Annotated in this window: 14 protein-coding genes, 1 tRNA gene and 2 pseudogenes; 12 read left to right on the top strand and 5 right to left on the bottom strand. The window is 38.9% G+C overall.

Going from position 1 to position 19,698, the window contains the following annotated elements; genetic code table 11:
- The first annotated feature begins 44 nt into the window (after positions 1-44).
- The 9 genes from C7Y70_RS10870 to nth all read left to right on the top strand — a co-directional run bounded on the left by C7Y70_RS10870 (position 45) and on the right by nth (position 9,091).
- Positions 45-121: transfer RNA gene (locus tag C7Y70_RS10870), tRNA-Asn, on the top strand.
- A 150-nt stretch (positions 122-271) separates the two neighbouring features.
- A complete protein-coding gene (locus C7Y70_RS10875; RefSeq protein WP_135474945.1) occupies positions 272-2,215 on the top strand; it encodes a GGDEF domain-containing protein in 1,944 nt (647 codons plus the stop codon).
- A gap of 197 nt (positions 2,216-2,412) precedes the next feature.
- A complete protein-coding gene (rsxA, locus tag C7Y70_RS10880; RefSeq protein ID WP_099295824.1) occupies positions 2,413-2,994 on the top strand; it encodes an electron transport complex subunit RsxA in 582 nt (193 codons plus the stop codon).
- A gap of 1 nt (position 2,995) precedes the next feature.
- Positions 2,996-3,550 (top strand): electron transport complex subunit RsxB, encoded by a 555-nt coding sequence (gene rsxB, locus C7Y70_RS10885; RefSeq protein ID WP_099295825.1) that lies wholly within the window; start codon positions 2,996-2,998, stop codon positions 3,548-3,550.
- 8 nt (positions 3,551-3,558) lie between these two features.
- Complete coding sequence (gene rsxC / locus C7Y70_RS10890; protein WP_135474946.1) at positions 3,559-6,024, top strand: electron transport complex subunit RsxC; 2,466 nt, start codon at positions 3,559-3,561, stop codon at positions 6,022-6,024.
- The gene (rsxD, locus tag C7Y70_RS10895) at positions 6,021-7,079 is read left to right on the top strand and encodes an electron transport complex subunit RsxD (RefSeq protein WP_135474947.1); all 1,059 of its coding nucleotides are present in this window, start codon (positions 6,021-6,023) and stop codon (positions 7,077-7,079) included. The genes rsxC and rsxD overlap by 4 nt, the downstream gene beginning before the upstream one ends.
- Positions 7,079-7,714, top strand: a complete 636-nt coding sequence (rsxG, locus tag C7Y70_RS10900; RefSeq protein WP_099295828.1) for an electron transport complex subunit RsxG — start codon at positions 7,079-7,081, stop codon at positions 7,712-7,714. Before rsxD ends, rsxG begins: the two co-directional genes overlap by 1 nt.
- Positions 7,711-8,409, top strand: a complete 699-nt coding sequence (locus C7Y70_RS10905) for an electron transport complex subunit E (RefSeq protein ID WP_099295829.1) — start codon at positions 7,711-7,713, stop codon at positions 8,407-8,409. The genes rsxG and C7Y70_RS10905 overlap by 4 nt, the downstream gene beginning before the upstream one ends.
- Positions 8,410-8,455: 46 nt before the next feature.
- Entirely contained in the window at positions 8,456-9,091 is a 636-nt protein-coding gene (gene nth / locus C7Y70_RS10910) for an endonuclease III (protein WP_135474948.1), read from the top strand.
- A gap of 101 nt (positions 9,092-9,192) precedes the next feature.
- Here nth and C7Y70_RS10915 read toward each other — a convergent pair whose 3' ends face one another.
- Complete coding sequence (locus tag C7Y70_RS10915; protein ID WP_135474949.1) at positions 9,193-12,993, bottom strand: SIR2 family protein; 3,801 nt, start codon at positions 12,991-12,993, stop codon at positions 9,193-9,195.
- 105 nt (positions 12,994-13,098) lie between these two features.
- Here C7Y70_RS10915 and C7Y70_RS10920 point away from each other — a divergent pair.
- Positions 13,099-13,341: pseudogene (locus C7Y70_RS10920) on the top strand (endonuclease III); the annotation flags it as partial.
- 134 nt (positions 13,342-13,475) lie between these two features.
- Here C7Y70_RS10920 and C7Y70_RS10925 read toward each other — a convergent pair.
- Together C7Y70_RS10925 and C7Y70_RS10930 are read right to left on the bottom strand one after the other, a co-directional pair.
- Positions 13,476-13,670 (bottom strand): helix-turn-helix transcriptional regulator, encoded by a 195-nt coding sequence (locus tag C7Y70_RS10925; RefSeq protein WP_099295831.1) that lies wholly within the window; start codon positions 13,668-13,670, stop codon positions 13,476-13,478.
- Positions 13,660-14,067: a hypothetical protein gene (locus C7Y70_RS10930; protein WP_135474950.1), complete on the bottom strand. Its 408-nt coding sequence runs from the start codon at positions 14,065-14,067 to the stop codon at positions 13,660-13,662. The genes C7Y70_RS10925 and C7Y70_RS10930 overlap by 11 nt, the downstream gene beginning before the upstream one ends.
- Before the next feature lie 475 nt (positions 14,068-14,542).
- Between C7Y70_RS10930 and C7Y70_RS20655 the strand changes: the two are divergent.
- Positions 14,543-14,724, top strand: a pseudogene (locus C7Y70_RS20655) (integrase); the annotation flags it as partial.
- Between the two features lie 285 nt (positions 14,725-15,009).
- Here the strand turns inward: C7Y70_RS20655 and C7Y70_RS10940 are convergent.
- Together C7Y70_RS10940 and C7Y70_RS10945 are read right to left on the bottom strand one after the other, a co-directional pair.
- Positions 15,010-15,762 carry a type 1 glutamine amidotransferase domain-containing protein gene (locus tag C7Y70_RS10940; RefSeq protein WP_135474951.1) on the bottom strand — a complete coding sequence of 251 codons (753 nt, stop codon included), beginning with the start codon at positions 15,760-15,762 and terminating at the stop codon, positions 15,010-15,012.
- 68 nt (positions 15,763-15,830) lie between these two features.
- Entirely contained in the window at positions 15,831-17,345 is a 1,515-nt protein-coding gene (locus C7Y70_RS10945; RefSeq protein WP_135474952.1) for a serine hydrolase domain-containing protein, read from the bottom strand.
- A 160-nt stretch (positions 17,346-17,505) separates the two neighbouring features.
- Here C7Y70_RS10945 and C7Y70_RS10950 point away from each other — a divergent pair, with 160 nt between their 5' ends.
- Positions 17,506-19,575, top strand: a complete 2,070-nt coding sequence (locus C7Y70_RS10950) for a winged helix-turn-helix domain-containing protein (RefSeq protein ID WP_167850810.1) — start codon at positions 17,506-17,508, stop codon at positions 19,573-19,575.
- Positions 19,576-19,698 lie beyond the last annotated feature (123 nt).

Here is a 19,698-nt window from a genome sequence, read left to right on the forward strand (position 1 = left end):
GAGTCGGGGAGGGGGAGCCAAATCATATAATAAGTTATTGTAGTTCCCCCTTAGCTCAGTTGGTTAGAGCGACGGACTGTTAATCCGCAGGTCCCCCGTTCGAGTCGGGGAGGGGGAGCCAACTTAACGAATCAATTAGACTTTTCTTAGTATTTCCTCTACTCTAATCCAATCAAATGTAATTATTTTTAATTACGGTAGTAATTGAAAAAGTACACTGATAAATCAAGGATTTGATTCCTTCCCTTTTGAACGAATGAAAGACTAAATCATGGCTGGTTTTAAAAAACTCATATTTATACAACTCATTTCTTGGTTACTATTTGCCAGCATTGGCGGTTACTTTGTTGCAGCTGCTTTTAATAGTGCAGTAAGCGAAAAGCAAAAAGCAGCTCAAAACGTAATCAGTACTTATATAAACGAACAAACTCTGGATGATTTTTCTTCATCAAAAATCCAAAAAGCTTTAATAGATGGAAAAGTCTTTTCAACGTTCATATTACGTGACTATGATGGGAAAGAAATAGTCAATATTCAGTCCCCTACTCCATTGCCAGCTTTTGCAGCGATGGTGAATTCTACATTCAACTCAGTAAGGCCACAGTTTGCAGTTAACAATGCGTCTGATATAAAAGTTGAGTTTACTGTCAATGCAAGCAATTTAGCGCATTTACTTCAACACGCTTTTTTTATTGTGATTTTGGTCTCAGGTGTAATGGCAATTATCCCGGTCATCTTCATGAAAGCGATGCTAAAAAGGCTTAATAGAAATATAAGCATGACTGTTGCTGATGTCGTTGATGTATATATAAATCAAAATCAAGTAAACGACAGCCTAGATACTGCCATTGATAGCAGCAAAATTAAAAAGCTAGCCTCAGATCTTGTGCCAAGCTTTAATCGGTTATCTCACTTTTTACAAAGTAAGCATGATGATATTCAAAATGCTGCGCATTCAATAAAACAAGAAGCGTACAAAGATACTGTAACCGACCTTGGTAACAGGAACATGTTCGTTGAATATTACGAAAAAAATATAGAAAGCAGTGATAAAAGCACATTTGGCTCTTTAGCGATGGTTCGCTGTAGTGAACTGCAAATTATTAACCAGACTCGTGGTTACCAAAAGGGTGATGAATACGTAAAAGCGGTTGCTGATATTATTAAACATATTAGCGGCACTTACACAGCCAGTAAGGTTTTTCGATTAAATAGCTCTGACTTCGCCGTCGTATTACCTAATATACCGTTAAAAGAATCTGAACGATTCGGTGATAATCTGCAGTCGCGATTTACGCAATATCAACAAAATCAAGAACTCAGTTCAGTAGCAAATACCGGTATTGTTGGCTATGAAAAAGGTAAGCCGCTGGGTGAGCTGCTCTCAGTCGTTGATAACGCAATGAGCATGGCACAGTCAAAACAAGCCAATGCGTGGCACGTTCAACGTGAAACTGACTTAATTAATAATGTAAGCGCAGGATTTGGTAATCAAAACTGGCGTAAAGTGATTAACGAAGTCATCGAAGAAAAACGCGTACACTTGGTCATGCAAAACATTATGCCGATAGGCAAAAGTGCAAAAGCCTATGCAGAAATACAAGTACGCTTTAAAACTCAAGAAGGCCAAGTGCTTCCGACCGCTTCATTTTTAGCCATGGCTGAAAAGCTTGATATGGCAATAGAAATTGATCGCTTGATTATAGATACCTCGTTAGAAAAAATTAAAAGCCGAAACTTTTCAGAGAAGTATTTTGGTATCAATGTTACAGCATCAAGCGCGCACAATGACCAATTTGTAATTTGGCTTGAGCGACGCTTGCTAAAAGATACAAACATCGCTTCGAAACTGGTGTTTGAAGTCAGTGAGTTTGGCCTACAACAAAATATTAAAGCCAGTAAACGCTTTATTGATATGGTACACCGCGTAGGTGCTAGAATCACCGTAGAACGCTTTGGCGTAGGCTTGACCTCATTTAAGTTCTTCCGTGATTTAAAACCAGATTTTATCAAAATGGATGCAAGTTACACGCGCGGTCTAGAAGAAGATAAAAATAACCAATACTTCATGCGCTTGATGGTCGATTTAGCTCACCGGATTGGCGTTAGTGTGTTTGCTGAAGGCATTGAAAGCCAAGAAGAAAAACACATCGTTGAAACTCTTTGCTTAGATGGTGTGCAAGGCTATTACATCGAAAAGCCAAAAGATATTTAAACACCTTACTACCAATTAAAAGGCGCACACAGCGCCTTTTAATTTACAGCTCCTAAGACTCTTCCAAAATTAATCATTTATTTTAATCAATACGTATTACTCTGAGTGTTACAAAAGCAGCTTTTTTCCCTGTGATGTGTTGTTAAACCAGTGAGAAAAAAGGATAATGTCCGCGATTATTATAGCTTGAGGCGAATATGACAGAATATGTCTTGCTGTTGATTGGCACCGTGCTGGTTAACAACTTTGTTTTAGTACAGTTTTTAGGTTTATGCCCTTTTATGGGAGTATCTAGTAAATTAGATACTGCTATTGGCATGTCGCTGGCTACAACCTTTGTACTTACACTCGCCTCTGTGACAAGTTATTTAGTCAATCAATATATTTTGATCCCCCTAGACATAACTTTTTTGCGCACTATGAGCTTTATCTTAGTCATTGCTGTTGTGGTGCAATTTACCGAAATGGTTGTTAAAAAAACAAGCCCTACTTTATATAGATTATTAGGTATATTTTTACCATTAATAACCACCAATTGCGCAGTGCTTGGTGTTGCCCTATTAAATATAAAAGAAGATCACTCATTTCTTCAATCAGCAGTGTATGGATTTGGTGCTGCCGTGGGCTTTTCTTTAGTTCTTGTTTTATTCGCAGCCCTTAGGGAGCGCCTAGCCGCCGCAGACGTCCCCGCTCCTTTCAAAGGTGCATCAATAGCGATGATCACCGCAGGCCTTATGTCGATGGCCTTTATGGGTTTTACCGGATTAGTGAAGTTTTAACATGACCTTGTTTTATGCATTACTAGCGCTTGGTTCGCTAGCACTTATTTTTGGTTTAATTTTAGGCTTTGCCGCAGTTCGTTTTCGCGTGCAAGGTAGTCCTATCGTTGAACAAATCGATACCATTTTACCGCAAACTCAATGTGGTCAGTGTGGTTACCCTGGTTGTCGCCCTTATGCTGAAGCGATTGCCAATGGTGACGAAATAAATAAATGCCCTCCTGGCGGTGAAGCTACTGTTAAGAAGTTGGCTGATTTAATGGGCGTTGAAGCCAAACCACTGGCAGGCGGAGAGCAAGCTGAGCCTGTCAAGACCGTCGCTTATATTCGAGAAGATGAATGCATTGGCTGTACTAAATGTATTCAAGCCTGCCCTGTTGACGCCATTGTTGGCGCAACAAGACAAATGCACACCGTACTGATAGATGAATGTACTGGCTGTGACTTATGTGTTGAACCTTGTCCAGTTGATTGTATTGATATGCTGCCTGTTGAGACCACAAAACAAACGTGGAAATGGCAGTTAGATGCAATCCCTGTTACGCAAATAGATTGAGGTCGCACATGGAAAAGTTAATTCAACAGATCAAACAAGGTAAAGTGTGGCCATTTCCCGGGGGGATTCATCCACCTGGTCAAAAAGGGCTATCTAATGCAAGCCCAATCACTCGATTACCACTGCCAGATAAACTTGTTGTTCCACTTAAACAACATATTGGCGCTAATGGCCAACTTATTGTTGAAAAAGGCCAAACCGTACTAAAAGGGCAAGCACTTACCAAGCCTGTAGCAAACTGGTCGGTACCGGTTCATGCGCCTACATCCGGTGTTATCACCGATATCTGCCAAATGCCATCTGCACACCCTTCTGCGCTGCCGGAATTAAGCATTATTATTGCCCCTGATGGACATGATAATTGGTGTGAACTTACTCCTCACATCGCTTTTGCTGACCTAGCGCATGACGAGTTAATTGATATTATTCACAACAGTGGTATTTCGGGCATGGGTGGCGCAGGCTTTCCAACCTACATAAAGGCGGATAGTCGAAAGCCCATTGAGTTTTTGATTGTTAACGCCGTTGAATGCGAACCCTACATCACTGCCGACGATGTTCTGATGCGTGAACATGCCGATAAAATAGTAACCGGCATTAAAATAATGCAACAACTGCTATCACCTACTTTAACCATTATCGGTATAGAAGATAATAAACCTGAAGCAATTGAGGCAATGCAACAGGCCGCCAAGCATGATGACACTATTATTGTGCAAACGGTGCCGACTGTGTATCCCTCAGGCGGTGAAAAACAGTTAATCCAATTATTGACCGATAAAGAAGTGCCCAGTGCTGGGATCCCTGCTGATATTGGCGTACTTGTTCATAATGTGGGCACCTTATACGCAATCGAGCAAGCTGTTTTAGAAGGTAAACCTTTAATCGAACGTGTGGTAACTGTAACAGGCAATACTATCCACAATGCTGGTAATGTTTGGGCATTACTTGGCACAGAGATTAAACATTTGCTCGACTGCCAAGGCTTTTCACCAGTACCACAACAGCGTGTTGTAATGGGCGGCCCCATGATGGGCTTTACCTTACCCACTGTGCGCATTGGGGTTATTAAGACAACCAACTGTATTTTAGCACCTGATCATGACGAACTTGCAGAGCCGGGCCCTGAGCAAGCGTGTATTCGCTGTAGTGCGTGTGCTGATGCATGCCCAGCTTCGTTACTACCTCAACAGTTACAATGGTTTGCCAAATCTAAAGAATATGACAAATTAAAAGAATACAATCTATTCGATTGTATTGAATGTGGCGCATGTGCCTATGTGTGCCCAAGTGAAATACCTTTGGTTCAATATTATCGTGTCGCGAAAGTTGAAATAAAAGAACAGCAAGCCGAAAAAATTAAAGCCGAAAGAGCTAAAGAGCGCTTTGAGCTAAGAAAAGAGCGTTTAGAACGCGAACAAGAAGCAAGGCAAAATCGTCATAAACGCAAGCCTGCAGCCAAATCTGCCGACGAAAAACAAAAAGTAGCCGATGCGCTTGCGCGAGTTAAAAGCTCAGATGAAAAATCTGATAATAAATCAGCAGTAGCTGCAGCTATAGCTCGTGCTAAAGCGAAAAAGAACTCAGGTGAACTTGAACCAGATAACAGTGAAGTAGCAAAAGAGCGTGCTGCGCGAAAAGAACAAGCGCGTGCTTACAAAGCACAAAAAGAAGCCGGTTCGAGCACAGATGAAACCGCTGACGATAAAAAGTCAGCCGTCGCGGCTGCTATTGCGCGTGCTAAAGCCAAAAAAGCCGCTAAAGCTGACGAAGAACCGGTAACAGAGCAAGTCCCTGTTGATGATAAAAAAGCGGCCGTTGCTGCTGCCATTGCGCGTGCTAAAGCCAAAAAAGCCGCTAAAGATGACGAAGAATCGCCAACAGAGCAATCCCCTGCTGATGATAAAAAAGCGGCCGTTGCTGCTGCCATTGCGCGTGCTAAAGCCAAAAAAGCCGCTAAAGCTGACGAAGAATCGCCAACAGAGCAATCCCCTGCTGATGATAAAAAAGCGGCCGTTGCGGCTGCTATTGCGCGTGCTAAAGCTAAAAAAGCCGCTAAAGCTGACGAACAGTCGCCAACAGAGCAACCCCCTGTTGATGATAAAAAAGCGGCCGTTGCTGCTGCCATTGCGCGGGCTAAAGCTAAAAAAGCCGCTAAGGCAGATAAAGTTGAAGAACTAAATGAGGTATCTGTGGTTTCTGAACCTGAGCAACCGCAAGAGAATGCTTTGCACAGCGATGAAGATAAAAAGAAGGCAGCTGTTGCCGCAGCTATTGCCCGTGCAAAAGCTAAAAAAGCAGCTAAGGCAGATGTAACCAAAAGCTCAGATGAGGTGACTGTCAGTTCTGAGCCTGAACAAGCCAAAGAAAGTGCGCCGCTCAGTGCTGAAGATAAAAAGAAAGCCGCTGTAGCAAAAGCTATTGCACGAGCAAAAGCTAAAAAGAACCAACAAGAAGGAAGTGATAAGTCATGAAATTAACCATGGCCAGCTCGCCCCACAACCATAGCCATAAGTCTTTAAACAAGCTTATGCTCACGGTGATTGCAGCCTGTATTCCCGGCTTTATCGCACAGGTTATATTTTTTGGCACTGGGGTAGTCATTCAACTTGTACTTGCGCTTATTACAGTGAGTGTGGCAGAAGCTACAATCATGAAAATGCGAAAGCGCCCTATTTTCCAGACTTTAAAAGATGGCAGTGCTTGGTTAACGGGTGTCCTACTTGCATTGAGCATTCCACCACTTGCGCCTTGGTGGATTATTGTAATTGGCTGCCTATTTTCGATTGTGATAGTAAAGCAACTATACGGAGGCTTAGGGTTTAATTTGTTCAATCCCGCAATGGCCGCCTATGTATTATTACTTATTTCCTTTCCTGTTCAAATGACAGCTTGGTTACCAGTCAGCGACTTACTCGGTAATTCAATTGATTTTAGTCAGCAACTGGGGGTGATATTCACTGATTTCACTGCAACTGGTTTTAGTGTTGATCAATTGCGTGTAGGGATCGATGGGATGACAATGGCTACCCCGCTTGATACCGTAAAAACAGATATTGCCCATGGTCTAACCGCGTCAGAAAGTATGCAATCCCCCTTGTTCAACGAGTGGGTTGGTAAAGGCTGGGGTTGGGTTAATCTAGGTTTTTTAATCGGTGGTCTTTACCTTATTAAAAGTAAAGTCATTAACTGGCATATTCCTGTGAGCTTAATTGTAACACTTGCTGTATGCAGTGGTATTGGTTACATTGCATCGCCAGGGACAGAAGCAGGAATTGTTTTTCATTTATTTAGTGGCGCGACTATGTTTGCTGCATTTTTTATCGCGACTGATCCCGTATCTGCTGCAACCACCAATAAAGGTCGATTAATATATGGCGCAATTATCGGTTTATTAATTTATTTAATTCGTACCTTTGGTGGCTTTCCGGATGCAGTGGCTTTTGCTGTGATATTATTAAATATGGCTGTTCCTTTAATAGACTACTACACACAACCTAGGACCTACGGGCATGGGGTGAAAAAATAATGATTTTACCCTCAATGACTAAAAACGGTGCCATTTTGACAGCCTTTGCGTTAGCAACAACGGGGGCTGTTGCTGTAGTCTATAACTTAACTGCTGATAACATCGCACTGCAAGAACGCAATCAATTATCAACCCAACTACAAGAAGTTCTCAAACCACAGTTTTATGATAATTCATTATATCAAGACTGTGTGCTTATTGATGACCCACAACTTGGTAAGTCCCCACAAATAATTTACCGAGCCCGCATGAAAGGCAAACCTGTTGCGTTAATAATACGACACGTAACACCAAGAGGTTATAGTGGTGATATTGATTTGATTACCTCTGTATTCGCAGACGGCACTATTGGCGGCGTACGTGTAACCAAGCATGAAGAAACGCCAGGTCTTGGCGATAAAATTGAACTTAAAAAGTCGCCTTGGATCACGCTCTTTGAAGGAAAAACCGTATTAGGTGAAAATGATGATCGCTGGGCTGTAAAAAAAGATGGCGGTAATTTTGATCAGTTCACAGGTGCCACAATTACACCACGTGCAGTGGTAGGCTCTGTAAAAGACGCAGTGTTATTTTCGCAATCTCAATTTAATATGATATTTGATGCCCCCAATGCATGTAATACAGGTGACGCATGAGTCAGTATAAAGAGTTAATCAACGAAGGCATGTGGAAAAACAACCCTGCATTAGTGCAGTTACTCGGGTTGTGCCCACTGTTAGCTGTTACATCTACCATCACTAATGCGCTAGGTCTTGGACTTGCAACCATGATGGTACTCATTGGATCAAATGTAACTATTTCTGCAGTACGTAATTGGGTACCAAAAGATATCCGTATTCCTGTTTTTGTAATGATTATTGCCGCATTTGTAACGATTATTCAATTATTAATGAATGCATACACCTTTGGTCTGTATCAATCTCTGGGAATTTTTATTCCCCTAATTGTTACTAACTGCGCCATTATTGGCCGTGCTGAAGCATATGCATCTAAAAACCCCGTGCACTTATCTGCATTTGATGGGTTAATGATGGGGGCCGGTTTTATGGTTGTACTCGTGGTTTTAGGTGCAATGCGTGAACTCATAGGACAAGGTACATTATTCGACGGCGCTGATTTATTGCTAGGCCCTTGGGCTAGCGTTTTACGCATAGAAGTGTTTAGTTTTGATAATCAATTTTTACTCGCTATTTTACCACCCGGTGCATTTTTGGGTTTAGGTTTACTCATTGCAGCTAAAAACGTTATCGACGCACAAATAAAATCAAAACAAATAACATCGCCAGAAGCTGAAAAAGGCCCTCGGGCGCGTGTTACTAGCTTAACTTAAGGGGAAAGCGCATTAACTTAATAAAAGCTAATGCGTTTTAAGTTGCATGAATAAAGAAAAACGTTATCAAATACTTACTCGCTTACGCGATAATAATCCAAACCCAGAAACAGAGCTTGAGTATTCAAGCCCATTCGAGTTACTCGTTGCCGTTACACTGTCAGCACAAGCCACTGATGTTGGTGTGAATAAAGCGACACGCAAACTATTTCCAGTTGCTAATACACCACAAGCTATTTTAGATATTGGCCACGACGCACTGCGTGATTATATTAAAACCATTGGTTTATTTAATTCAAAAGCCGCTAACGTATATAAAATGTGCCAAATATTAGTGGATCAACATAACAGCGAAGTACCAGAGAACAGAGAAGCCTTAGAAGCCCTGCCTGGCGTGGGCCGTAAAACAGCCAATGTCGTACTGAACACCGCTTTTGGCTGGCCGACAATCGCTGTAGATACCCATATCGACCGCGTTTCAAACCGCACAAAATTTGCGATGGGTAAAAATGTAGTTGAGGTTGAGAAAAAGCTCGAAAAAGTAGTACCTAAAGAGTTTAAAGTTGATGTGCACCACTGGTTGATTCTACACGGCCGCTATGTGTGTACCGCCCGCAAACCTAAATGTGGCAGCTGCATTATCGAAGACTTGTGCGAGTTTAAAGATAAGACTGAAATTTAAGTCACACTAATTAGTATCTAATTTGAGCTTACTTTACTGCTTAATTAAAACTTATCAGAGAGTTATAAAACTCCCCCATCTAAAAAATACTATTGAAAGATTTAACTTGGAAGCGCTTTTAACTCAGTGTTGCCCTGATTGAATGGATTTAAGCTTGTACCATAAGTTTGTTTTATCCACTTAGCTTGCTTTTCAATTAATGACGAAATATCAAGGTTTCTAGGTAGTGGGTAATCTTCTGGTTTATAACGTCCTAAATTGGGTTGTTTTAATAATAAATATCTGTGTTGCCAATATCGATAATGATGCCTTTTAGTTAGCCCTAACCCTTGTTCATATATAGTTTCGAAATCTATGCTATCAGCTTTTTGTAAAAATTTAGCATAAAAATAAAGTGCTTGCACATAATAAAACTTAATATGGCTTAAGTCTGGTAATGCTGATTGGTAATACTGAATTATATTCTCATTCAGCTCATTATGTTCTAGCTCAGATGACTGCTCATGCTCGCATGAAAAAGCATACATCAACTTTTTTAAACCTCGCGTATAAGGGTTAACGCTAACCAACTTATCTATAGCTTCATAGCTGACAGAGGTTTCACAAGATTTAAGATAAGTTAACTGCACCCTTTCCATATGCTGATTTTCATATAAATCATCAATGGAGTGATTTAGTTGATTTAGATTGATTGCCCCATATAGATAACCTTGTGCCTCGTAGTAACTCGACTCAGTATTAACTAGCCCCATTAAGGGTTCAACATTCATTGCAACTTGCACATCCGATGAACCCAAAGTGACGTACCGATATGAATTCAACTTTATGTTATGGGCAATCCTATCAAGTGTATAACCTTCCATCTCATATAGATTCATTGCGATATTGTAAACAATCCTTTCGAGTACTCGACCTCTCTCATACTTTCCTGAAAGAGCCGATAACGACTCAATTGTCATTAAAGATTTTAATTGCTCATAAGCAGCATCAAACTCTCCGTTATAATAGCGCGCTAGAAGTTTTATGAGTTTCCATACCTGCCTTACCTGCAATTCATTACTTTTTGTTACAAGCCCTTCAATATTAATTGCTTCGTAGGCAGCTAAAAATTCAGGACCTAGATTTAACCTAATAATTGAAAAAACACCAATGTGTTCAACCATCTCAAAGTAATCTTCTACTTCATCTTCACTTCTGATTACATTGCTCTTAGTGCCATAAGTGAGCGCGGCTATCAAATTATTAAAAAGGGATGAAAAAATTAGATTCGACTTTTTATTAGTGTTTTTGAGATTGTAAATAAACTCCATAACCTGCTGATTATAACTAAACGCTTGTTTAAATAATTCAAGCTTATCTTTTTCTGCCGTATGTTGTTCAAACTGAAAGCGAGCAAAACGTTGAATAACCGACTGTAATGAATAAAACCCACCATTAGCTTCGACTAATGATTTATTTGTAAGTACGGCAATATCTTTATCGCTAATCGGCTTTTTCAATTTATTTGCCTCTTCGTTTCTATCTCTCCTTTTACTTTCAGTTACTATACGTTTAAAAGTATCGAGGTCTATTCCATCAGGAAATAACGAGAAGGATTCCAATGTACGTTTCTGATGTTCCTCCAATGAACCGTACGAATAAAGAATAGAAACATAAAGAGACTCTTGACGATTAATATTCATATCAACTTCATCGTCAAACATTAACGTTAAGTCTTCTTCTTTTACTTTATCAAAAAAGTCGTCTTCTAACTCTTGCTTTAACTCTTTTAAGTTTTTACCCGCTGGCATACCGTCACAAATTAACTTAATGGCTAACGGGTTATTATTAAGAAGTGGCTCTAAAATCTTTCTGCGCGCAAACTCTTGATCTTTATCACTGCGATAACCGTTTTTAGTTAGGCGATTAAATAATGCTAACGCTTCTTCAGACTCCATTTGCCGAAATGGCAACACATCTTCCCATTCTGCATTAATACTTTCTCTTGAGGTCACCAACACATTTGCGTACATTAGGGTTTGCGATAACAATAACCTAACTTGTTCTACTTCTTGCTTGTTTTGGCTTTTATCCGCTTGTTTTAAATACAATAAACTTTCTAAGTTATCAAAAATCAGTAAGCACTCTCGCTGACCATGATGTTTTGCTAAGTGACCAAATAAATCATCAGCGGCACGTAAGTTAAAGGCACTGCCGATGTGCATTTCAAGCTGATTGCTACTTGAGATATGTTCACAATCAATAAAATACACACCTGCATCAAAATGCCCTCGATTCGCTAATTCCAATGCCACTTTTTTTGCTATTGTTGTTTTACCTAAGCCACCACTGCCTTTAATTGTTAATAACCTTTGTTTGTTGGCTGCTTTAGCAAGCTTTTGGCTAATATCCGCTAAATCAGATAAACGCCCTGTAAAGCCTTGCAATTCACTTGTATTAATACCTTTAGGTAGTAATGGTTGATACTTATGCCAATGCTGACGGTTTTCTGGTTTCAGAGATTCTATTAACTCACCGCTAATATGCACCGATTGAACATCACTTTTATCAATGAAGTGTTTAACATCCGGCCTTTTAAATAGTTGATGCGCTAATTTATCAAGAGGTTTAAGATCTTTGCCTTGTTGATTTAACAGAGGAAAAACCAGTAATGGGAACTTAACTTGTTCTAGTTCTTGCTCATTCAATAGTTTATCTGTGATCAACACTGTTATTTTAGCATTAATTGGTAAGCTACTTTCTAGTTCATCAATTGCTAAGTAATCACTACAAGCGTTGTCGTCTTCAATCAACAACCCACTACTCGTTGTTTTGGCTAATAAAAATAAAATGGAATAATCATCAGCCTCCATTAAGTTACTTTCAGTAAAAGCTTGTTGATGAATTGGATATTTAAATTTTTTGAGCTTTGCAACAATATCTGAATCATTTATTGGTTTATCTAAAGGTGAGGCTGTAAATAGACCAATTTTATCGTGCTTATTTGGTTCTTCCTTAAGTGGTTGAATTGATTCTTTTGGTTGCTGCTCTTGTTGATTTTTGCATTCAACCAATTGATGTACAGCATCAATTAACGGTTGACCAAAGTCACTAAAAGTAATTGTATTAACTGGTATGCCAGTCAATTTAGCATCAATTGTCTGCTTATCACTTTCTCTTACCAGCGCATAATGAGGACCAGTATTATTATCAAACAATTTATTTTGTTTTACAATTGCAGCCAATAGCTCTGCGTCATCAAGTGAACAACCAATAAAAAGAATAATCTTGTTGCTTAACAGCTCTTTGAACTTGGTAAGCGCAGCCTGATAATGTTCTTCAGCATCTTCTTGGTATACCCGATTATATGATTGTGGAGTAAGCACCATATGCTTAGGATTTTCGATTTTACCATGCAAATGCCAAAGCATTTCTTGGGAGCCATTGCGTGAAAATTCTGCAAGTCGATTTGTATTTTCGTTATCAAAAGCACAAACATTAACTGATTCTGTATGTGCCCATTCTAATACCTTGTCATAATTTAAGGTTACAAGCCTGTTACTTAATTGCCAAATTGCCTGTGGTAACGCCTTACAGCTATCGTCCAATTGAGTGAAATCTATTACAAATTGGGATTGCATAAAATCATACCAGCGCCTGCCTGACAATTGCTCTTGAGCTTCTTGCGCAGCTTGTTGGAGCTTTCCTTTCTTCACAAGCAATTTTACTAGATGACTATCATCTAATAACTCTTCATTTTCCAATCTTTCTGCTGCAAAATTAAGTAGTTCAGGCCAAGATGGAAAAGCCCTACTCCCATCTTTGTTTTCGACAGACATAGAAACACCTGCACCAATTAAAGGAATAACGTCATTGCTAGCTAAGTATTTTTTTAAAGATTGGGGAATTAGAAGCTCTGCCATGAAAAATCCATATTATTTTATTGAGGTAGGAACTATGCCACTGAAAAGCAAAAAAATTCAAGTGCTATTATACTTCCAACCAGACAACTACCTTACTTATCTTCCGGCTGGCCGACAATAGCCGTGGACACGTATATTTACCGTGTTTCAAACCGTACTAAACTTGCCATGGGCAAAACCGTCGATGATGTAGAACAAAAGCTCGAAAAAGTAGTACCTAAAGAGTTTAAAGTTGATGTGCACCACTGGTTGATTTTACACGGCCGCTATGTGTGTACCGCCCGCAAACCTAAATGTGGCAGCTGCATTATCGAAGACTTGTGCGAGTTTAAAGATAAGACAGAATAACTTTTGTCTACTTTGAAACGACTGCTGACATTAGCCTTGGCTTATCTAACGACAAGTTCTCCGACAAAGCAGACTGCATTATTCGCACAGAATAACGACGACAGTTCGCCTAAAGAAGGTATATTGTTTAAGATTTACTCTTTGTGCAAAAACAAATCTTCAATGCGTTGTCCAAAAGCATCCGCAAGAGCAAAAGCAAGAGTTAAAGAAGGATCATGTTTCCCTGTTTCTATAGCGTTCACGGCTTGACGTGACACTCCTAACTTTTCAGCAAGATCTGCTTGAGACCAGCCTTTTTCTGCACGAAGTACCCGTAACCTATTCTTCATGGGTATCGCTCGATAGTTTAATAAACTGCGCTACACCAAAGATGACTGCTATTGCTGGCAACATAAAGGCGGGGCTAAAGCTTGGCACCTCAACCATTTCTGCCAGCAAGCCATAAGCCATTGCCACACAGCCAACAACACCTACAGCCCAAAGCAAACTTTCACCCATTACTCTCTGGATGTATTCATCTAATGACCTATAATGATTTACCACCAGCCGCAATAAAAATATCACAGGAATTACAGGAGACATTGCGAGGAATCCAGTGCTGTATATAGACAAATTATTGGTTTCATTCATTACTACTGATATCGCTAAAACCGCTAAAAACATCGCTATATGCAACATAAATTTGACTAGAAACTTCTTTTCCTTTTTATCTAATTCATTACTCATTTTAATCTCCGGTCTTTACCTTGCTATCGTTAATCAACTATCTAATCATGTCACCATCTCATGACATAATGTAAGGTAAGCATTACATCAAAGTTGATAGGTGTCAAGTATCACTGACATAAAGACAGGTATTACTTACATAGCCCCTAGTAATTAAAAATTAGAATCAAGGAAAGCGAAATTACTAAAATAGTCGTTTTTTGTTTTAAAAACGCAAATTGTTACGGCTGCAATGAGCTTGAACCCGCGTCACAAATAAGTTGAAATCTTGGTTTAATATTATCATTAGCATGATTATGGCATCACAAAAGAGCGATGTCCGCTTCAAGCTCTGAGCTGCCATTAGTAACTCAAAAACTAATGTCCGAAACTGGCTAAGTGAAGCATTCCTTAATTACATACGCACAATGTCTGCTATTAATAAATTCAGTGCTCCCAGCCATTCTTATAGTCCCTTCATGAAAGGAGCACTATCATTGTCGACAGCAAATCAACTTCACGAAAACCTTGCTGGAATAAAGGCAAACTAGTTAGTCAAAACTTTCTCTAAAACTCGAAGATATATGGTCAATTAGAATAAGGTTAGAGCTGGCAAATAACCTAAGAGAATTAACGATGTTTAATTTGGCGTTAGACTGTAAATTACGCGCCTGTGACTTTTCGCGACTATAAGCCTACCTATTTGAGGCGAAGAGGAACCAGCGAGTCCGGCATTAAAGGTAATATTTTTAGGTTCAATTGCTCGTAAAGAACTGTCGTAGCCCGCACTACCACCAACCTGCCCGTGTGCATCGATGTTTAACATCAAACTGGTAATTACGATACTGTAAAAGTTTAATATTTTAAATGGGTTAACCATACATTTTCCTTATTGTATTTAATTAGAAGAAGCTAAAATCGAGCGCATTGCTAATTAGCATCGGCTACTTTCGTCATCGCGCTTTATTTAGCTTCTTTCAATAAAATCATTTCTTTTGCGACAATTGCTGCTGGAGGCAAGAACATTGTTGAGATTATTCGTTGGTCTACTACCACTGCATGTTTATCTTTTAGTGTTTTCTTATTCTGAGCGATAGCGCCATTTTTATTTAACTGACTTTCAATAAGAAAAGGCAAAAGTGTCCCTTGCTTTGCCCATGATTTAGATTTTTCGGTAGAGTTAGGAAAACCGGCCACTTTTTTTTCTTTCACCAAAAACTCACCGTTCGATAATTTTACGTTTACGATACCTGCTGAGCCATGACCGCCGACACCAACAATACCACCTGATTCATATACCCGGCTTATAATCGAATGTATTTCCTTATTCTCTGCAACGTCAAACATAACCCCGTAACCACCACCGATGAATACTCCCCAGTAGTCATTTGGATCAGTTTGAGCAGGCGATAATGAACTGTTCGTTTTTTCTAGAAAACCTTCATACTTGATGGTGTAACTACTAATACCGAGAGGATCCATCATAAACTCAATCTTTCCACCTTGAGGTGATACAAAGTCGACATCAAATCCATGACTAACAAAAATATGATACGGCGGAGCGAATTCCCATAAATTATTTCTTGCGTCGTGTTTTTCAGGATCGCCCATATCAATCATATTAGAGGCAACTATTAATATTTTTTTTCTAGGCTCTGCTGTCGCATTTGTCGTGAGTAACAGTAATGTTAGTATTATCGCCGTTAGTGTTTTCATCTTTTTTTCCTTTTAGTAAATTGCTTTCGGGTGTCATTCACGCTCATTGTTAACGAGGCGTGTTGGCGTTATTTCATTCTTACAGCTCGTTGTCCATATACAGTAAATTCAGTCTCTTTATCCCATGAGTTAAAAGAGACAAGTGTGGCAGTGTCCTGATGTATAAAGGATTTACCAACTCCTTTTATAGGAGTGAGTTTGTATTGATCACCATTGGGGAAATGCAGTGAAATCTGTTGATGTTCATCTTCATAACTAATGGATAACGCTAGTTGCTCGTTCCACAAGTAATTACCTACTAGAGACTTCAATATCTCTATCTTGGCTTCACGTTTGGTTTTGATGATTTGTTTAAAGCTGGACCAATCGTACAGTTTTGATGCGGTCATCATTAATTGATTTCCTAACGCTGCACCATTGTCAGAATTAAGTAAATAAACTAAGCCATCTCCCGTTTTTAAGCTAATAGTCATGCCAGCTCGGTAACCCACATTACCGCCAAAATGGGTGAGAGTAATGTCATCTCCTTCATGGTTTAAAATAAACCCATAAACGTGGCCATCTTTTTCATTTTCAAGCATTTGCTTTATCTCTGATTGAGAAAACAAAGTACTCTTGCCTAGGTAGCCTTTGTATATTTCAAGCATAAAAGTAGCCATATCATTGGCGTTACTCCACATTCCAGCGGCGGCTAGTTCAGGATGAACTCTCCAACCACCTTCTATTTCTTTACCATCAGAGTCATGCCCTTTAGCAATTGAAATTGCGTGTATTTTTGAGTTTGGTTGATTTTTAGAAGATATATCAGGAGAACGATAACTGGAGTTTTCCATCCCCAACGGCGACAAGATCCATTTATCCATAATGCTGGAAAAATCTTTTTTGAATATATCCTTTAATGCAACTTGAGCTAACGTATATGCTGTTCCTGAATAAGCAAGTTGCACTCCTGGTTTACTAACAACAGATAAAGGTGCTGAATTTGAATGCTTATTACCTTTTAATATTTCAATATCAGATGGTATAGGTGAACCTTGTTGATACCCTAAAAAGCCTCCAGAATTAATCCCCGAAGAGTGATCTAAGGTATTTTTAATCGTAATAGGCGCACTCTTCGTTTGCTTGCCTTTTGGCAGTTTATAGCTCTTTAAATAGTTTTCGATATTTTCATTTAGATCGATATACCCATTTGATTGCATACGGATCGCAGCCATGACAGTGACAGGCTTTGATAATGAAGCCACTTGATAACGTGTATTACAATCTATTAGCGCTTTGTTTGATGGTGAATTATAAATAGCAGACCACTCGATAATACCACCGTTCATTACAGCTAATGAAAGTGAAGGAATATTAAGATCTTCTAACCGTTCTTCAATGCTAGATAAAGATTCCTCTTTGTTAGTGAATATCGTTTTCGACACGATACCGTTTTCAAATTGAGCTTTAATATCTGCACTTGAGTTAGTTGAAAAACAAACACTCGCAGCCCTTAATGTCGCTTCACTTTCTGTACCGCTCACAGAACAGGACGTTAGAGAAATAGAAGCTGCAATGGCCAATAGATAAGACGCTTTATTCATAGTTACCTGCTTTTTAGTTCAATAAATTTAGATTGCGAAAAGAAGTTAAGGGAATGGTGAAAATAAGTCGTGACAATCTTGTGATTTGTTATGATTTTATGTGACTAAATGGAGGATGTATGTTAATTTTCAAATACTTACCTTTGTTAAAATATTTTATATGCGTTGGCAAATTAATAATTATATTTTTTGTGACGAAAAGCAGACTTTGCTATCTGAGGATGGTTCGAGCCAGTTAGAACCTATGATGGTAGAGCTTTTGGTTTACTTTTGTCAGCATCCGAATGAAATCATTAGTAAAGACCGACTAATTGAATATGTATGGCAAGGCCGCATTGTTTCCGATAATGCTGTGACTAGGATTATCACAAAGCTCAGGAAAGTATTTCTAGATGATGCAAGAAAGCCTAACTTTATCGCTACTTTTCCAAAAAAAGGTTACAAGTTTATCGCTAATGTTCAACCTTTAGCTGATTATAAAGAAAAACAACCTTTGATCGAAATACATGCTGATCGAAGCAGCGAAATAATTAGAAAAAGTAATCAAAAACTTTTGTTACTAGCAACTTTTCTGTTAATTGCTGCATTTTGTTCTTGGTTCCTACTTGTTCAAGATAAACCTAGTTCTGAGCTAACAATAGATAAAGACATTAAAATTTCAGGTTCAATTGTTCTTACCACTGATGCCGGTAATGAAGTTCAACCTTCGATTTCTCCTGATGGCACTAGAATTAGCTATATGTCGATTACATCAGACAACCAAATTAACCTTGTCATCAAAAGTTTAAAAAGTCATGAGAAAGTATATGTGCAACATAGTAATGATGCAGATGTTGGTCCTGCGAGTTGGAGCCCAGACGGTAAAGAAATAGTTTACTTGGTAACTAGTGTCAATACTTGCCAATACTACACTAGAGCCGTCAATGGTCTGCAATTAGAAGAGCCAGAATTGATTTATACTTGTAATAAAGGAAGTTATGGGGGGATGTCGTATACCCACGATAAGAATACAGTTGTATTTTCAGAAAATAAAGGAGCTGGTACACCCTATGAATTATTTGAGTTAAATCTTAAAACCAAAATAAAAACACGATTAAATCAGCCGAGTGTTCATCTGGCAGGAAATAGTCAATTTGATCTCCACCCAACAAAAAACAAGCTTCTCATTTCATCGCCTGATGAAAAGCAGTGGGTAGGGTTTTACTCTCTTGATTTAGATAGTGAAAAACTTAATTTACTGTTCAAGCAAAATGCTTATATTTGCTGCGGAATATGGTCTCACCAAGGAGACAGAATTGTCCTTATGGATGGTTTCCCATCATATCAATTGGCTAGCTATGATTTATCTGGTAAGGAAAAAGAAATTATTTTTTCTGCCAGTGAACAAATCGTAAGACCCTACAGACATAGTAACGGCACGGACTATTTATATGTTGCAGGTAGGCATAACAAAGATATTAAACTTGTAGATCTAATTAATGGGAACAGCAAAACTATTGCAAATGCTAGTGTTAGTGACAGGCTACCAGCATTTTCTCCAAACGGTAAAGCAGTAGCTTATATAAGTGAAGCTACAGGCAGTGAACAAATATGGCTTTATGATGTTGTGACAGAAAAGCGCTTAAAGCTAACTAACTTTGATCACCAAAATCACTACTTCGATTTGAAGTTTTCTCCAAATGGCCAAGCGCTAATAGCGCTGGGTATCAATAGTATATTTTATGTTAATTTATCTGATTTTAAAGTCACCAAATTACCTTTACCAGAGCAGGAACTGCGCGCTGTATCGTTCAAAACAGATCAACAAATTAGTTTTAGCATGAAGAAACAAGGTAAATGGCAAGTTCACATTTATGACTTAATGAGTGAAATTTCATCAATTGAATCCCCTAATTGGAAATATGTCCAGCATGCAAGTAATTCTGGAAACACTATTTGGGTAGACCAAAACAATATTGTGAAATCAGGACCAAATGGAACGATAGATACAAATATTCCGACTGATGATATTTCCTTAATTACTCATCGTTCTTTAAATATTAAGAAGTATGGTGAACAATGGTTCTGGTTAGCATTAGGACAAAAAAACGCAATAAAAAGGTATTCAGAACAAACGAAGAAAATTGATATTTTGGCAGACCAATTACCATCCAGATTTGATATTTCAAAAATGTCTCTTGTATATGCTTATACGAAGAATCGAAATTTCGATGTATTCTCTAGTAATTAAATAAAACGCGTTTTGCTACTTTTCGTTAAATATAACTTTCTCGTGTATTTGAAACTGATAGTCAGCTAACAGATTGGTTTAGCCTCATAAACTAGCAGAGGCCAGGTCTTAGATTAGGTTGCG

The sequence above is a fragment of the Pseudoalteromonas sp. KS88 genome, assembly GCF_004766475.1.
Taxonomy (GTDB): domain Bacteria; phylum Pseudomonadota; class Gammaproteobacteria; order Enterobacterales; family Alteromonadaceae; genus Pseudoalteromonas.

Bases quoted from the DNA above. Each gene is read 5' to 3' on its own strand.
- C7Y70_RS10915 (WP_135474949.1), bottom strand. From the start codon at position 12,993: ATGGCAGAGCTTCTAATTCCCCAATCTTTAAAAAAATACTTAGCTAGC.
- C7Y70_RS10950 (WP_167850810.1), top strand. From the start codon at position 17,506: ATGCGTTGGCAAATTAATAATTATATTTTTTGTGACGAAAAGCAGACT.
- rsxB (WP_099295825.1), top strand. From the start codon at position 2,996: ATGACCTTGTTTTATGCATTACTAGCGCTTGGTTCGCTAGCACTTATT.
- C7Y70_RS10930 (WP_135474950.1), bottom strand. From the start codon at position 14,067: ATGAGTAATGAATTAGATAAAAAGGAAAAGAAGTTTCTAGTCAAATTT.
- rsxD (WP_135474947.1), top strand. From the start codon at position 6,021: ATGAAATTAACCATGGCCAGCTCGCCCCACAACCATAGCCATAAGTCT.
- C7Y70_RS10945 (WP_135474952.1), bottom strand. From the start codon at position 17,345: ATGAATAAAGCGTCTTATCTATTGGCCATTGCAGCTTCTATTTCTCTA.
- C7Y70_RS10905 (WP_099295829.1), top strand. From the start codon at position 7,711: ATGAGTCAGTATAAAGAGTTAATCAACGAAGGCATGTGGAAAAACAAC.
- rsxC (WP_135474946.1), top strand. From the start codon at position 3,559: ATGGAAAAGTTAATTCAACAGATCAAACAAGGTAAAGTGTGGCCATTT.
- C7Y70_RS10875 (WP_135474945.1), top strand. From the start codon at position 272: ATGGCTGGTTTTAAAAAACTCATATTTATACAACTCATTTCTTGGTTA.
- nth (WP_135474948.1), top strand. From the start codon at position 8,456: ATGAATAAAGAAAAACGTTATCAAATACTTACTCGCTTACGCGATAAT.
- C7Y70_RS10940 (WP_135474951.1), bottom strand. From the start codon at position 15,762: ATGAAAACACTAACGGCGATAATACTAACATTACTGTTACTCACGACA.
- rsxG (WP_099295828.1), top strand. From the start codon at position 7,079: ATGATTTTACCCTCAATGACTAAAAACGGTGCCATTTTGACAGCCTTT.
- C7Y70_RS10925 (WP_099295831.1), bottom strand. From the start codon at position 13,670: ATGAAGAATAGGTTACGGGTACTTCGTGCAGAAAAAGGCTGGTCTCAA.
- rsxA (WP_099295824.1), top strand. From the start codon at position 2,413: ATGACAGAATATGTCTTGCTGTTGATTGGCACCGTGCTGGTTAACAAC.